13 protein-coding genes are annotated in these 14557 nt (G+C 70.8%); 6 read left to right on the top strand and 7 right to left on the bottom strand.

The window, feature by feature from the left end; all coding sequences use genetic code 11:
• Nucleotides 1-110: 110 nt before the first annotated feature.
• Both OG852_RS09115 and OG852_RS09110 read left to right on the top strand, forming a co-directional pair.
• Complete coding sequence (locus tag OG852_RS09115) at nucleotides 111-1007, top strand: helix-turn-helix domain-containing protein (RefSeq protein WP_133913766.1); 897 nt, start codon at nucleotides 111-113, stop codon at nucleotides 1005-1007.
• Nucleotides 1008-1323: 316 nt separating this feature from the next.
• The gene (locus OG852_RS09110) at nucleotides 1324-2094 is read left to right on the top strand and encodes a 2-phosphosulfolactate phosphatase (RefSeq protein ID WP_330347557.1); all 771 of its coding nucleotides are present in this window, start codon (nucleotides 1324-1326) and stop codon (nucleotides 2092-2094) included.
• Nucleotides 2095-2121: 27 nt separating this feature from the next.
• On the opposite strand, the gene OG852_RS09105 is transcribed toward OG852_RS09110, so the two are convergent.
• The 6 genes from OG852_RS09105 to OG852_RS09080 form a co-directional block, all read right to left on the bottom strand.
• Nucleotides 2122-2601: a hypothetical protein gene (locus OG852_RS09105; protein ID WP_330347556.1), complete on the bottom strand. Its 480-nt coding sequence runs from the start codon at nucleotides 2599-2601 to the stop codon at nucleotides 2122-2124.
• 14 nt (nucleotides 2602-2615) lie between these two features.
• Nucleotides 2616-4172: an eCIS core domain-containing protein gene (locus tag OG852_RS09100; protein WP_330347555.1), complete on the bottom strand. Its 1557-nt coding sequence runs from the start codon at nucleotides 4170-4172 to the stop codon at nucleotides 2616-2618.
• Between the two features lie 169 nt (nucleotides 4173-4341).
• Nucleotides 4342-5733 carry a glycoside hydrolase family 16 protein gene (locus OG852_RS09095; protein ID WP_330347554.1) on the bottom strand — a complete coding sequence of 464 codons (1392 nt, stop codon included), beginning with the start codon at nucleotides 5731-5733 and terminating at the stop codon, nucleotides 4342-4344.
• Between the two features lie 159 nt (nucleotides 5734-5892).
• Entirely contained in the window at nucleotides 5893-7140 is a 1248-nt protein-coding gene (locus OG852_RS09090; protein WP_330347553.1) for a L,D-transpeptidase, read from the bottom strand.
• A gap of 247 nt (nucleotides 7141-7387) precedes the next feature.
• Complete coding sequence (locus tag OG852_RS09085; RefSeq protein ID WP_330347552.1) at nucleotides 7388-8146, bottom strand: IclR family transcriptional regulator; 759 nt, start codon at nucleotides 8144-8146, stop codon at nucleotides 7388-7390.
• A gap of 67 nt (nucleotides 8147-8213) precedes the next feature.
• Nucleotides 8214-8639, bottom strand: coding sequence for a MarR family winged helix-turn-helix transcriptional regulator (locus tag OG852_RS09080; protein ID WP_133913944.1), 426 nt, complete (start codon nucleotides 8637-8639; stop codon nucleotides 8214-8216).
• A gap of 250 nt (nucleotides 8640-8889) precedes the next feature.
• Between OG852_RS09080 and OG852_RS09075 the strand changes: the two genes are divergently transcribed.
• From OG852_RS09075 to OG852_RS09060, 4 genes are read left to right on the top strand one after another with little or no spacing between them, the layout of a single operon-like run.
• Entirely contained in the window at nucleotides 8890-9807 is a 918-nt protein-coding gene (locus tag OG852_RS09075) for an SDR family NAD(P)-dependent oxidoreductase (RefSeq protein ID WP_133913758.1), read from the top strand.
• Between the two features lie 3 nt (nucleotides 9808-9810).
• On the top strand, nucleotides 9811-10695 hold the full coding sequence (locus OG852_RS09070; protein ID WP_133913757.1) for an amidohydrolase family protein: 885 nt from the start codon (nucleotides 9811-9813) through the stop codon (nucleotides 10693-10695).
• A gap of 12 nt (nucleotides 10696-10707) precedes the next feature.
• Nucleotides 10708-12213, top strand: a complete 1506-nt coding sequence (locus OG852_RS09065) for an acyl-CoA synthetase (protein WP_133913756.1) — start codon at nucleotides 10708-10710, stop codon at nucleotides 12211-12213.
• A 36-nt stretch (nucleotides 12214-12249) separates the two neighbouring features.
• A complete protein-coding gene (locus tag OG852_RS09060; protein WP_133913755.1) occupies nucleotides 12250-12705 on the top strand; it encodes a MaoC family dehydratase in 456 nt (151 codons plus the stop codon).
• Nucleotides 12706-12803: 98 nt separating this feature from the next.
• Here the strand turns inward: OG852_RS09060 and OG852_RS09055 are convergent, their stop codons facing one another.
• Nucleotides 12804-14471 (bottom strand): histidinol-phosphatase, encoded by a 1668-nt coding sequence (locus tag OG852_RS09055; RefSeq protein ID WP_330347551.1) that lies wholly within the window; start codon nucleotides 14469-14471, stop codon nucleotides 12804-12806.
• Nucleotides 14472-14557 lie beyond the last annotated feature (86 nt).

The following is a 14557-nucleotide window of genomic DNA, read 5'->3' as shown; positions in this document are numbered from 1 at the left end:
CTGGCGCGTTCAAACTTAAAAGTATGACTTTTACGGGGGAAGGTCTTCCTGTGTCAGCCTGTGGTGAAAGTGGGACACCGGCAGCGGCAGCGGGACGGCACGAGACGGACATGGCGGACAGACAGCCCCAAGACGGAACCGTCGACGACGGCATCAGAACCCTTCCCTTCCCCGTCGAACGCAGCGTCGGCGGCGTCGGCATGCAGATCGGCCGCCTGGGTGCGGGCCGCACCTGGCACGCCGGCGACGCCCCGCTCGACCGCGTCCACCGCATCGACTTCCACGTGGTCATGCTCTTCGACGACGGCCCCGTACACCACATGATCGACTTCGCGGAGTACGAGGCGACCGCCGGCGAACTGCTGTGGATCCGCCCGGGGCAGGTCCACCGCTTCTCGAGGACGAGCGAGTACCGCGGAACCGTCCTGACCATGCAACCCGGCTTCCTCCCCCGCGGCACCGTCGAAGCCACCGGCCTGTACCGCTACGACCTCCCGCCCCTCCTCCGCCCCGACGCACCCCAACTCGCCGCTCTGCGTGCCGCGCTCACCCACCTCCGACGGGAGTACGAGGACGGCGCCACCCTGCCCCCCGCCCTCCACACGGCGGTGCTACGGCACTTGCTGACCGCGTTCCTGCTGCGCCTCGCCCACCTCGCCACCAGCTCCGCGGAGGCGGGGCGGCGAACCGAATCGACGTTCACCCTCTTCCGGGACGCCGTGGAGCGGGACTTCGCCACCCAGCACAGTGTCAGCGCCTACGCCGACGCCCTCGGCTACTCCCGCCGCACCCTCGTCCGCGCGGTCCGCGCCGCCACCGGCGAGACCCCCAAGGGCTTCATCGACAAACGGGTCGTCCTGGAGGCGAAGCGGCTGCTGGCCCACACGGATCTGCCGATCGGGCGGGTCGGGGCGGCGGTGGGGTTCCCCGATCCGGCCAACTTCTCGAAGTTCTTCCATCTGCACACCGGGGTGACGCCGGCGGGGTTTCGGGCGGAGGTGCGGTGAGGTCGTCTTGCGGTCGGCGGTCGGCGGTCGGCGGTCGGCGGTCGGCGGTCGGCGGTCGGCGGTCGGCGGTCGGCGGTCGGCGGTCGGCGGTTGGTGGTTGGTGGTGGATGGTCGACGGTCGGGGGTGGACGGCGGACGGTCGGCGGTGGATCGTCGACGGTCGGGGGTGGACGGCGAACGGTGGACGATGGACGGTCGGCGGTCGAAGGCAGACGGTCGAAGGCAGACGGTCGGCGGTCGGCAGGCGATTGCATACAGGCTTCGGTCGGCCGTCGGGGTTGATCCCGGCGACGGTATGCGGTGAGACTCCCCTCCCATGACTGACTGGTTCCTTCAGCAAGGGCACGGCGTGCGGTTCGAGTGGGGTCCCGTCGGTGCCCGGCAGCTCGCCGACGACGTGGCCTGTCTCGTCGTGGTCGACGTCCTCTCCTTCACCACCTCGGTGACCGTCGCCGTCGAGCGCGGAACCCATGTCTTCCCGTACCCCTGGCGGGACGCCACCGCCCACGCCTTCGCCCGCGACCGGGCGGCCGAACTCGCCGTCGGGAGAAGGGAGACGAGCCAGGAGGCGCCCTGGTCGCTCTCGCCGGCCGCGCTGCGGGAGGCCCCCTTCACTCCCCGGCTGGTCCTGCCCTCGCCCAACGGTTCGGCGATCGCCGCGGCGGCCGCCGGTACGACCGTGATCGCGGGCTGTCTGCGGAACGCGACGGCGGTGGGACGCCGGCTGGCAGCCCAGGGCTATGGGACCGAGCACCGGCCGGTCGGGGTCGTCGCCGCCGGTGAACGGTGGCCCGACGGCGGTCTGCGGCCCGCCCTGGAGGACCTGCTGGGGGCCGGTGCGATCATCGCCGAGCTGCGTGCGCAGGGCGCCGGACCCCTGTCGCCCGAGGCCGCCGCCGCACGGGCCGCGTTCGTGGGGACCCCGGACGTGGCGGACACCGTGGCCGGGTGCGCCTCGGGGCGGGAGCTGGCCGGGGGCGGCTTCCCCGGCGACGTGGCGATCGCGACCGAGCTGGACGCCTCCTGTGTCGTGCCCGTTCTCACGGACGGCGCGTTCACCGCCGTACCGGAGGACGGGCACCACTGATCCCGGCCCGGTGACGTTCCGTCGCTTTCAGGCGTAGGCGGCGGAGTCCCAACTGCCGCCCTTTTCCAGACCGGTGAGCAGGTCGCCGTCGAACAGACGGATCGTCAGGTCCGCCTGCGGAAGCCGCTCGGGGTCCTCCCACAGCGCGCGCCACTCGGTCTGGAAGGCGTTCTCCCAGGCGGTTCCGTCGGTGGGGTCCAGGCCCCGTTCCCGTAGGGCTGCCGTGATGCGCTCCTTCTCCACGCGTTCCCTGAAGGGGAGGTTGCGGCGGGCGCCCACCGACACGGCGGCAACGCTCTCCCGGGCCGTTCCGGCGTCGGCGCGGGCGTCGAGGTCGCTCGCCCGCTCCGTGGCGCCGGCCGCGCGTTCCAGGCCGTCGGCGAGGAGCCGCAGCGCGAAGGCCGCGTCCTGCGGCGGGTCACCGGCGTCCGGGTGGATCGCGGTGATGTGGAGGGTGATGGTGTTCTCGCCGACTTCCGCGACCGTGGCGTTCCACAGACTCGACATCAGGCACTCCTTCCTCAGGTGAGCAGTCCGGTACCCATGGTGATGGCGAGCGACTCCAGCGCGGTGTCGCCGCCCGGGGCGCCTCCGATCCGCATCGCGAACGTCGTGGCGTTCTTCGTCGCGGCACGTCCGCCGACCCGGGGCGGCGAGAACGGGATGTCGTGGAACGCCAGGAAGATGCCCTCGCTGCTCGCGCCGCCGTGCTGGGCCAGGTAACCGAGGAACTCCTGACGACGGGTGCCGCCCGTGGCGATGCTCTTGAGGAAGGTGACGTCGTCGGCGTTCCAGATGCGGGAGCTCGGGGGGAGTCCGGTGTACTGCTGAAGGACGGCCAGGTCGATGCCGCTGAGCGGCCGGGGCACCCGGGTGTCCGCCGGTTGTCGCACCTGGAAGGTGAAGCCGGCGCCGTTGTGCTTCGCGGCCTGCCAGCCCGTGGCGGGTTTGTAGTGCTCGTGGGCGATGGTCAGGCCGGACGGGAAGGCGAACGCGGCAGCGAGCTGTCCGGCGCTTCCGGTGGTCGGGGCGGGATGGTTGTAGTGCACCTGGACGCCGAAGTACACGTAGTCGCCGGGAGACGCGGCGGCCTTCGTCACATCGGCCTTGAGGTCCTTCTCGATGGTCTTCTCGTAGTTCTGGTTGTCGCCCTGCGCCGCGGGCACCAGGTTGTTCGCGGTACCCGGGCCGCCCGCCTTCTCGTTGACGAGGTGGAAGCGGATCCACTGACTGGTCAGGTTGAGGGAGCGGATGTAGTCGTACCCCGGCGGATCCTGTGACGGACTGGATCCCGCCAGCGAACCGTCCGTGATCATCTCTGATCTGACGGCCCTGCCCGTGCTGTCCGTCTCCGCCTCGAACCTGGCGGCGGTCGGCTGGGCGGTGTGGTTGAGGGCGCGCTGGACGTACGGCTGCCCGGCGGCCGCGGGGACCGAGGCCTCCTCGGCCGTCGGCGCCGTCTCGCGGGCCGGGGCGCGCATCACGCGGACGGCGTTGGCCTCCGCCTCCCGCTCGAAACGGTCCGACGGATCGGACACCCGCAGCCCGGCGCCGTTGTCGGTGCCCGCGACGGGCCCCTGGCGCTGCTGGATGACATGCGTCAACTCGTGGGCCAGCGTGTGCCGGTCGCCGCCGCCGTCGCCGAGGACGATGTGGTTGCCCGAGGTGTAGGCGCGGGCGCCGATCTCGGACGCGGACGCCCTCGCGGCGGAGCCGGTGTGGATGCGTACGTCGGAGAAGTCGGCGCCCAGACGGCTCTCCATGTCGGCCCGGGTGCCGTCGTCGAGGGGACGGCCGCCGCCGCGCAGCACGTCCTGGACCGTGGACCTCTGTACGGCGGGGGTGGGCCCGGCGGCCCCTACGGCGTCCCGATGGCCGCACTCGGGTCCGTGCCGGTGCTCCTCCTGCGCGGGGGCGGCGACGTGGCCTTCGCGGCGCAGCAGTTGGACGATCGCCGCGTTGCCGGCCGTGCGCTGCAGGGCGAGGAGGCGGTGGTGCGGCCCACCGGTTCTCGCCGAGGCCGCCGGGCTGTTGCGGGCCGCTTCGTCGGGAGTTCTGCCGGGCTTCGCTGTGCGCACGAGGTGCCTTCCGGGCGGATGGGACGGTCCCTTCCTGCGTACCGTGCGGATACCGCACGGGGAAAGAGGCGGTGGGGCAGACCTCTTGCCCCGCCGGACAGACGAATCGGCCGGTGCCGGGCCCCCGTTCGGGCGAGGGGGGTGGGCCCGGCGCCGGCCCGGGCGGGTGTCAGTGCCCGAACGTGAACCAGTTGACGTTGACGAAGTCCGCCGACTGGCCGCTGGTGAAGGTGAGATACACGTCGTGGGTGCCGGTGACGGAGCTGATGTTCGCCGGAACGGTCTTCCAGGTCTGCCAGCCGCCCGTGTTGGCCACCGCGAAACTGCCGACGGGTGTGCTGGTGGCGCTGTCCAGGCGTACCTCGACCAGTCCGCTGATCCCGGACGCGGCGCCGCTCGCGACCCGTGCGCTGAACTGGGTCGCCGCGGTGGAGCCGAAGTTCACACCCTTGTAGAGGGCCCAGTCGCCGTTGGCGAGGTAGCCGATGTTCTGGCCGCCGCCGGTGTCGGTCGTGGTCTCGGTCGAGACGCCGGACTGGCTGTCGTAGGACTCGGCCTGGATCGTGGAGTAGGCGTCGCGGCTGCCGGTCGGGGGCGAGGTGGTACCGCTCCCACTACCCGCGGCCTGGAGCACCTGTACGTAGTCGACGACCATCGGGTGGCCCGATTCGGTGGCGCTGTCCAGGCCGCCGCCGAGGGCGTCGGGGAAGGCGCCGCCCATCGCCACGTTCAGGATGACGAAGAAACCGTGGTTGGTGGCGTTGGCCCAGGTGGTGGCGTCGACCTGACTGGCCGTCACCGTGTGGTAGTTGACGCCGTCGACGGAGAAGCGGATCGCCTCGGGGGAGACCGAGCGGTCCCATTCCATGGTGTAGGTGTGGAAGCCGGACTGGCAGGTGGTGTTGGGGCAGGCCGTGGAGTTGCCGATGCCGGTGGTCTCGTTGCACGGGCCGCCGGGGTTGGTGCCGCAGTGCATCGTCGCCCAGACCTTGTTCAGGCCCTGGACGTTCTCCATGATGTCCAACTCGCCCACGCCGGGCCAGTTCTGGTAGTTGCCCCGGTACGGTGCGCCCAGCATCCAGAACGCGGGCCAGTAGCCCTCGGCCGCGGTGCCGGTGACGTTCGGCATCTGGAGCCGTGCCTCGACGCGGAGTTTGCCGCCGGACGGGGGCTGGAAGTCGGTGCGGACGGTTTCGATGCGGCCCGAGGTCCAGTTGCCGGCCGAGTCGCGCAGCGGGGTGATGCGCAGGTTGCCGTTGCCGTCGAGGGAGACGTTGCTGGTGCTGTTGGTCATGGTCTCGACTTCGCCCGTGCCCCAGTTGGCGGGGCCACCGGGGTAGGAAGTCCCGGTGCTGTACTGCCAGTTGGAGGTGTTGACGCCGGTGCCGGCGGCGCCGTTGAAGTCGTCGAGGAAGACCTGCGTCCAGCCCGAGGGGGGCGTGGGCGAGGAAGCGTTCGCGGGCAGGGTGACGGCGGTCGCCGCGGCGGCCGCGAGGCCGAGGGTGCCGAGGACGGCGACGAGAGCGCGCCGCCGTCTGGACATGCCGGAGCTAGCACTCATGGGGGGACCTCTCGGGTACGGAGGGGTGGGGTGCGGGTGGCTTTGAGAGCGCTCTCAAAGTGCGCCCAATGTGCTCTCCGTCCCGAGAGTCGTCAAGACTTAAAGCGGGGAAAGTCCTTTCGCGGCGGGAAAGTTCACGGCGTGAAGCGCACAAAGGGGCTAAACCGCGCTGCCCGCCTTCCAGTCCGCCCACGACAGGTTCCAGCCGTTGAGGCCGTTGGACGGCTCGACGGTCTTCTCGCCCGAGTTCTTCACGATCACCACGTCGCCGAGCATGGAGCTCTCGTAGAACTGGTAGCCCGGAACCGTGCTGTCGTTCGCGCCCTTGGCGTCGTGCAGTCCGACGCAGCCGTGGCTGGTGTTCCGGCTGCCGAAGACGGAGGTGGAGGCCCAGTAGTTGCCGTGGACGAAGGTGCCGGAGGTGGTCAGGCGCTGCGCGTGCGGCACGTCGGAGATGTCGTACTCGTCGCCGAGGCCGACCGTGGAGGACTCCATACGGGTCTGCTTGAAGCGTTCGCTGATCACCATGATCCCGGACCAGGTGGTGTGGTCGGCGTCGCCGCCGGAGACGGGGTAGGTGGCGTACGTCGCGCCGTCCCGCTTCACCACCATCTCCTTGGTCGACAGGTCGACGGTGCTGATCTGTTCACGGCCGATGTGGAAGACGACGTCCTTCGACTGCATACCGTAGACACCATCCTGTCCTTCGACGTCCTTCAACCGCAGACTGAGCGTGATCTTGGTTCCGGACGCCCAGTACGTCTCCGGCCGGAAGTCCAGCCGGGTGTCGCTGAACCAGTGCCCCACGATCTCCACGGCCGGCTCGGCGGTCACCGTGATCGCCTTCTGAACGGCGGCCCGGTCCTTCACGGCCTTCGTGAAGTTGATCGACACGGGCATGCCGACGCCGGAGGTCGTGTTGGCCTCGGGGGTGAAGTAGCCGACGAAGGTCTCGCCGGGCGACTTGGTCGTGAACGTGCTCGTCTCGGCGGCGGCGCCCTCGGCCTGCGCGGTGACCGTGTACTTGGTGCCCGAGTACGGGTTCTTCGACGACGTCCACTTGGTCTTCGCGTCGTTCAGCGAGCCCTCGAGCGTGGAGCCGTCGTTGCCCGTCACCTTCACGGAGGCGAGGGTGCCGTCGCTCACCGTCACCTCGACGGGACTGCTGAACGCCGCCTTCGTGGTGCCGTCGGCGGGGGTGACCGAGATCACCGGCTTCCTGGCGGCCGTCGAGGCCTTCGCGGCGGCGGACGCCTGGGCGCCCGAGCCCTCCGAGGCGTCCGCCGACCCGGAACTGCAGCCGGTCAGCGCGGCGGCCGGCGCGACCCCCAGGACGGCCAGGATCCCGCGCCGGGACCATCCTTCCGTCCGTCGCTCGGACCGGTTCGATATGTGCGAGACGCCCACGGCACGCCTTCCTGAGTTGTCCACCTTCGCGCCAGCATCCTGCGCCCCGCACATGGGTCGATCCTTTGAATGTCCACGCCGCAGGCTGAGATTTCCGTGAGGAGAGGCCGGGAGGGGCCGGGGCCGTCCGCGATCCCAGAAGCCCCGCAGGTCCGACGCCTCCGAGGCTCCGCAGCCGGCCCTCCACGAGGCACTCGGGGAGCGGGGGGAGTCGTGGAGCGGGGACGGCTCTCGGGGCAGTGGGCGCTCAGCCCCGCGCCCCCTCGGGCTGCCACCCCAGTGCCCGCGAGATCCCGCGCGCGGCGACCCGTACGGCAGGGGCGAGGACCGGCACCTGGGCGTGGGCGTGGGGGACGACCACCGACACGGCGGCGACGACCGCGCCGCCCGGGCCGCGCACGGGTGCGGCCACCGACAGGGCGTCGTCCGTGACCTGACGGCTGCTCACCGCGACGCCGGTGCGCCGTACTTCGGCCAGCGCCCGGCGCAACCGGCCCGGATCGGTGATCGTGTGGGCGGTGTAGGACGCCAACGGGCCCGCGCAGTACGCCTCTTGGAGCGCCGCGTCGCCGTGTGCCAGCAGGACGAGGCCGACGCCGGTGACGTGCAGCGGCCAGCGGGCGCCGACCCGGATGTGCACACCGACCGCCGAACGCCCCGAGAGCCACTCCGTGTAGACGACCTCGGACCCGTCCCGCACCGCCAACTGCACGTTCTCGTGTGTGGCTTCGTACAGGTCCTCCAGGTACGGCAGTGCCACCTGGCGCAGGGCGAGGCCGCGCGGCGCGAGCGCGGCGATCTCCCACAGCCGCAGTCCCACGTGGTAGAGACCGGACGCGTCCCGTTCCAGCGCGCCCCACTCGGTGAGCGCGCCCACCAGCCGGTGGGCGGTGGTCAGCGTCAGCCCCGCGCGCCGGCCGATGTCGCTGAGGGACAGCGCCGTATGGGTGTGATCGAACGCGGCGAGCACGGCCAGCAGCCGGTCGGGTGCGGAACGGGAGGTCATGGCGGTGCGGCTCCGGCTCCCATCGGCCGTCCCGGTCGCCGCGGTCGTCCTGATCGTCCCCATGGCATCAGCTCAGCCCGTCCTCGGCGACCCGCAGCAGCAGGGTGTGCAGCGTCTCGCGTTCGGCGGGGCCGAGCGGACCCAGCAGTTCGTTCGTCACGCGCAGCCCCGCCTCGTCGGTGCCGCGCAGGAAGGCGCGGCCGTCCTCGGTCAGGACGACGATCCGGCTGCGCCGGTCGTCCGGGGCCGGCCGGCGCTCCGCGAAGCCCAGCTTCTCCAGGTCGTCGACCAGGCCCACGATCGCGCTCGGGTCGTAGCCGAGCCGTGCGCTCAGCTCGCGCTGGAGCGCGCCCTCGGCGGTGGCGAGGAAGCGCAGGACCGCGTAGTGGCGCAGACGCAGCCCCGACTCCTGGAGGAAGGAGTTGAAGAGCTGACCCGAGCGCAGCCCCAGCCGGTAGAGCAGATAACCCGTGTCCGCGTGCAGGCCCCGCATCCACGGCTCGTTCCCGTCGATCGGGGCGGCGGCGTTCAGTGCGTTGTCCTGGCGGGCGATGGCGGGCTCCCTGGTCTCGGCCCCCGGCCGGGGGCGGTGTGTCGTGCAGATTCCAGCATGACGCACCCGCAGGTGGACAACAACTATTGACGTCAACAATTATTGCTCTTAGCTTCAATCTCGCAGCCGCACCTCCCGCCGCTCTACGTGACCCCCTCGTGGTCGTGGCTCTTTCTGAAGGGACTCGCTCGTGACCAGCATCGATCTCACCGGCAAGGTCGCCGTCGTCACCGGCAGCGGCCGGGGCCTCGGCCTCGCGTACGCCCAGGCCCTCGCCGCCCATGGCGCCCGCGTGGTGATCAACGACGTCGACGAGGCGGTCGCCGATGCGGCCGTGAAGTCCATCGAGGAGGCCGGCGGGACGGCCGTCGCCGAGGTCGTCCCGGTCGGCACGAGCGAGGCCGCCGAGCGGCTGGTGAGCCGCGCGGTCGAGGCGTTCGGACGCCTGGACATCCTGGTCACCAACGCGGGCATCCTGCGCGACAAGGTGCTGTGGAAGATGACCGACGACGACTTCGACGCGGTGATCACCACCCATCTCAAGGGCACCTTCACCTGCGCCCGCGCCGCCGCCGTACGGATGCGCGAGCAGGGCGAGGGGGGCACGCTGATCCTGGTCGGTTCCCCGGCCGGCCAGCGCGGCAACTTCGGCCAGACCAACTACGCCGCCGCGAAGGCCGGCATCGCCGCCTTCGCCCGCACCTGGGCCATGGAGCTCGGCCGCGCGAACATCACCGTCAACGCCATCGTGCCGGTCGCCGCGACCGCGATGACCGAGACCATCCCCGCCTTCGCCCCGTACATCGAGGCGATGCGGAACGGTGAGCCGCTGCCGGACTTCCTGCGCAAGGGCGAGGGCTTCGGCACCCCCGAGGACTGCGCCGCGCTCGTGCCGTTCCTCGCCTCGGAGGCGGCCCGCGGCGTCACCGGTCAGGCCATCGGCATCGGCGGCGACAAGGTGGCACTCTGGTCGCATCCGCAGGAGATCAAGGCGGCCTACGCCGACGGCGGCTGGACCCCCGAGAGCCTGGCCGCCGCCTTCCCCACCTCGGTCGGCGCCGAACTGCAGACCGTCGGCATCCCGGCGCCCACGTTCCCGGAGGCCTGACCCATGACGACCCTCAACGTCGAGGAACTCGTCGCGATCGACGTCCACACCCACGCGGAGGTGTCCTCCAAGGGGCACTCCTCGCTCGACGACGACCTGCACGACGCGTCCTCCGCCTACTTCAAGGTGGAGGGCAAGCGGAAGCCGACCATCGAGGAGACGGCCGCCTACTACCGGGAGCGGAACATGGCCGCCGTGATCTTCACGGTGGACGCCGAGTCCGCGACCGGCACGGCCCCCGTCCCCAACGAGGAGGTCGCCGAGGCCGCCGCCGCCAACGCCGACGTCCTCATCCCCTTCGCCTCCATCGACCCCTTCCGCGGGAAGGCGGGCGTGCGGCAGGCGCGCCGCCTGGTCGAGGAGTACGGGGTCAAGGGCTTCAAGTTCCACCCCAGCATCCAGGGCTTCTTCCCCAACGACCGCGCGGTGGCGTACGACCTGTACGAGGTCATCGAGGAGACCGGCACCATCGCCCTCTTCCACACCGGTCAGACGGGCATCGGCGCCGGGGTCCCGGGAGGCGGCGGCATCCGCCTGAAGTACTCCAACCCCCTCCACGTCGACGACGTCGCCGCCGACTTCCCGCAGCTCAAGATCATCCTGGCGCATCCGTCGTTCCCCTGGCAGGACGAGGCCCTCGCCGTCGCCACCCACAAGCCGGGCGTGCACATCGACCTGTCCGGCTGGTCGCCGAAGTACTTCCCGCCGCAGCTCGTGCAGTACGCCAACACGCTGCTGAAGGACAAGGTCCTCTTCGGCTCCGACTTCCCCGTCCTCACCCCCGACCGCTGGCTCGCCGACTTCGACAAGCTGACGATCAAGGACGAGGTGAAGCCGAAGATCCTCAAGGAGAACGCCGCCCGGCTGCTCGGGCTGACGAGACCGTAAGGGGTGTCGGAGATGCGCAACGAGGGACTGGGGTCGTGGCCCGCACGCCGGGCCCGCAAGACCCCGCACCGCACCGCCCTGGTCCACGGTGAGCAGTCGACGGACTACCGCACATTGCATACACGCGTCACCCGCCTCGCCCACACCTTCCGCACCCGAGGCGTCCGACGCGGCGACCGCATCGCCTACCTCGGCCCGAACCACCCCTCCTACCTGGAGACCCTGTTCGCGGCCGGCACGCTCGGCGCGGTCTTCGTCCCGCTCAACACCCGCCTCGCGGGCCCCGAGATCGCCTACCAGCTCGCCGACTCCGGGGCCAAGGCGCTCGTCTACGGCCCCTCGCACGCGGGCCTGGTCGCGGGACTGCCGGGCAGCACGGACGTACGGACCTACGTCGAGGTCGGCGCCGAGTACGAGAACGCGCTGGCCGCCGCCTCCGACGAGCCGATCGACGAGCCCGTCGGCGCCGACGACACCTGCATCATCATGTACACCTCGGGCACAACGGGCCGGCCCAAGGGCGCCATGCTCACGCACGGCAACCTCACCTGGAACGCCATCAACGTCCTCGTCGACACCGACCTGATCGCCGACGAGCGGGCCCTGGTCTCGGCGCCGCTGTTCCACACGGCGGGCCTGAACATGCTGACCCTCCCGGTGCTGCTCAAGGGCGGCACCTGCGTCCTGGTCGAGGCCTTCGACCCCGAGGCCACCTTCGACCTGATCGAACGCCACCGGATCACCTTCATGTTCGGCGTGCCCACGATGTTCGACCAGGTGGCCCGGCATCCGCGCTGGGCGGAGGCGGACCTGTCCAGCCTGCGCATCCTGACCTGCGGAGGCTCCCCGGTCCCCACCCCGCTGATCGCCGCCTACCAGGAACGCGGGCTCACCTTCCTCCAGGGCTACGGCATGACCGAGGCGTCGCCCGGCACGCTGTTCCTGGACGCCGAGCACGCCACCAGCAAGGCGGGCTCGGCCGGAGTGCCGCACTTCTTCAGCGACGTCCGCGTGCTGGCCCCCGACCTCACCCCGGTCGGGCCCGGCGAGACGGGTGAGGTCCTCGTGCGGGGGCCGCACGTCATGCCCGGCTACTGGGGGCTGCCCGAGGAGACCTCCGCCTCCTTCGCCGACGGCTGGTTCCGCAGCGGGGACGCGGCGAAGGTCGACGACGACGGTTACGTGTACATCGTCGACCGTATAAAGGACATGATCATCTCCGGTGGGGAGAACATCTACCCCGCCGAGATCGAGGACCTCCTCCTCTCCCACCCCGACATCGTCGAGGCCGCCGTCATCGGCGTGCGGGACGACAAGTGGGGAGAGGTGCCGCGCGCGGTCGTCGTGCCCCGCGAGGGCGCGGCGCTCGACCCCGACGACGTGCTGGCCACCCTGGCCGGGCGGCTCGCCAAGTACAAGATCCCCAAGTCGGTGGTGGTCGCGGACGAACTTCCGCGCACGGCCTCCGGGAAGCTCCTCAAGGCCCGGGTGCGTCAGCGCTTCGGCTCCCCCTCCTAGCCGCTTCGGCACCAACTCTTAGCTAAGGAAAGCCATATGAGCATCACGGTGAACGGCCTCGACGAGCTGAAGAAGCTGGCCGGCAGCGATCTGGGAACCAGCGAGTGGATCGAGGTCACCCAGGAGCGGATCAACACGTTCGCCGACGCGACCGGTGACCACCAGTGGATCCACGTGGACCCCGAGAGGGCCGCGGAAGGCCCCTTCGGCGCGCCCATCGCCCACGGCTATCTGACACTCTCCCTGTTCATCCCGCTGTTCACCGAGCTGCTGGACGTCCAGGGCGTCACCACGAAGGTCAACTACGGCCTGAACAAGGTGCGTTTCCCCTCGCCGGTGAAGGTCGGCTCCCGGATCCGCCTGGTCGGCAAGCTCACCGAGGTCGAGGACGTGCCGGGTGGTGCGCAGATCACCGTCGACGGGGCCATCGAGATCGAGGGCGGCGCGAAGCCGGCGGCGGTGCTGCAGAGCCTGTCCCGCTTCTACGCGTAGGGCTCCTCGCCGACGGAGCAGGAGAGGCTGAGAACGCGGGGAACTGCGGGACCGTCGTGGCCGGTCGCGCAGTTCCCCGCGCTCCTGTCGGGACGCTCCTAGCGCACGACGTCCACGAAGACCGGGTTGGAGTAGAACCAGGTGTCGGCCCACGGGTCGCCGTTGCCCGGCTCGTGCGGGATCGGGCCGTGCGGGTCGACGGACGCGCCGAGGTAGCCGGCCCCGTGCCGGTTGCCGTCGCTGCCGCGCAGCCGGACGTAGAAGGACTCATCGCCGACGGTCAGCGGGACGCGCAGGGTGTACGTCCCCCTGCGGCCCGACACGTCCTTCGTGTGGACGACCTTCGTGTCGGGCGCCTTCCAGGTGTCCCGGTCGGTCACCGGGCCGCGCACCGCACCCCGGATCACGTCCACGTGCGCCAACTCCGGCAGAATCCCCTGGGGGTTGGCCCGGGAGGCGGTCGTCACGGTGACGTACAGCGTGATCTTCTCGCCCTTGCGGACGCGGAGCCGCCCGCCGAGGGTGACGCCCCGGCCGCCGTCGCGGTCCCGCTTCACGCGCACGTCGAGACCGTCCAGCAGATGCCCGTGGTCGAGCCAGACCCGTCCCGCGCGCAGGCCCTCCATCACCGCACGGTAGCCGTAGCGGGTCACACCGACGTGGGTGCGGCTGAACTCGCCGGGCCAGAAGTCGCTTCCGGGCTGCGGGGTGTCGGTGTTCACCGGGTCGGGCAGCCTGCCGGTGTTGTCGAAGTTCTGCCCGGCCGGCCAGTCGCCGTTCTTCCAGGTGTCGAAGACAGTTCGGTGGTTGTCGGAGTTGGTGGTGATCGTGAACAGCCGGCCCTCGGCCAGCATCGCGTCCCACAGACCGCCGACGGTCGCGGTCGCCCAGTCGAAGCCGCCGTACGTCAGGTAGGCGTCCGCGGGATAGCCCGCCCACGACTGGGCCGACGGCTTGTTCTCGTACTCGCCGCGGATCGAGGTGGAACCGCGCCGGCCGGGGAGGGCCGCGCCCTGGGCGCCGGGCGCTCCCTCCATGCCGATCATGATCTCGGGGGCCGCGTCGCGCCAGTTGCGCATCTCGTGCGGGGAGTCGATACCGAGACGCAGCGGGTGGTTGGCGAGGACGAGGACGTCGTCGACGTAACCCGAACGGCGCTGCTCGGCGAGCCACTGGATGGCCTTGACGGCATGGGCCTCGTTGCGGGCGGTGTCGGTGGCGCCGGCGGATCCCTCGGTGTAGCCGAGCAGCTTGCCGTCGTAGGCGAGCTCGAACTGCGTGAGCAGGTCGACCTCGTGGGCGCCCGGAGCGGCGAACACGGTGCAGTGCTCGGCGGCCGGGATGTACCACTCCAGACCCTGGAAGATCAGCTGGCGCGGGTTCTGCGCGCGGGCCTCGAGGATCTCCTGGTGCTCCAGCGCGGCGCCGTAGTGGGCGTGGCCGAAGTTGGAGTGCTCGTTGAACACCATCCAGTCCAGGCCGTACCGGGCGGCGGCCCGCGCCTGCTGGGAGAACGTGTACTTGGCGTCGTGGCTGTAGACGGAGTGGACGTGGTGGTCGCCGACGAGGTACGCCAGACGCGGGTCGTGGCCGCCGAGGCCGCGGTCGGACGCGGCGAACGCGGGCGTCACGGACGGGCCGAGGGCGAACGCGGCCCCGAACAGGCCTGCACGGCGGAGGAGTTGACGGCGGGAGACGCCCTGGGCGTCGAGGTGTGCGGGGGAGACGGACGGGTCGGCCCACTCGGGCAGTCGCTGCTCGGTCATGGTGGTGTGGGTCCTCTTCGAGGGCGTCAGTGGCTCATGAGAATTCGTGGTTCATGAAGGGTCAGTGGTTCATGAAGGGTCAGTGG

It is taken from the genome of Streptomyces sp. NBC_00582, assembly GCF_036345155.1.
In the GTDB taxonomy this organism is placed as follows: domain Bacteria; phylum Actinomycetota; class Actinomycetes; order Streptomycetales; family Streptomycetaceae; genus Streptomyces.
Note: the sequence above shows the minus strand (reverse complement) of the source record. Positions and strands in the feature narration are given on the sequence as shown.